The following is a 497-nucleotide window of genomic DNA, read 5'->3' on the forward strand; positions in this document are numbered from 1 at the left end:
AGGAGCCGATGCCGTCACTGGCGGTGAAGGCGCTGATAGCCTGTCCGGTGGCGCCGGCAGTGACTCGATCCTGGGCGGCACGGGTGCCGACACGGTCTCCGGTGGCGACGACGCGGACCTGATTGCAGGCGGCGCCGGCGGTGACGTGCTGGCCGGTGACGCGGGTGATGACACGATCGATGGCGGCGAGGGTGCCGATTCCATCACCGGCGGTGAAGGCGCGGACAGCCTGTCCGGTGGCGCCGGCAGTGACTCGATCCAGGGCGGCACGGGTGCCGACACGATCGACGGTGGCGATGACGCTGACCTGATCGCCGGCGGAGCCGGTGACGATGTTCTGGCGGGTGACGCCGGCGACGACACGATCGATGGCGGCGAGGGCGCCGACGATATCGACGGTGGCGAGGGCGCAGATAGCCTGGCTGGCGGCGCGGGCAGCGATTCGATCCTTGGCGGTGCGGGCGCTGACACCATCGATGGCGGCGACGATGCCGATA

At 70.4% G+C, this 497-nt stretch carries 1 protein-coding gene; it reads left to right on the plus strand.

Annotation, left to right across the window (positions count from 1 at the left end):
• Positions 1–40: 40 nt before the first annotated feature.
• Positions 41–497, plus strand: a 457-nt coding sequence (locus tag ACFOGJ_RS26990; RefSeq protein WP_379906392.1) for a calcium-binding protein, incomplete at its 3' end; no start/stop codon positions are given.

The organism is Marinibaculum pumilum (assembly GCF_042646425.1).
Classification (GTDB): domain Bacteria; phylum Pseudomonadota; class Alphaproteobacteria; order Ferrovibrionales; family Ferrovibrionaceae; genus Marinibaculum; species Marinibaculum pumilum.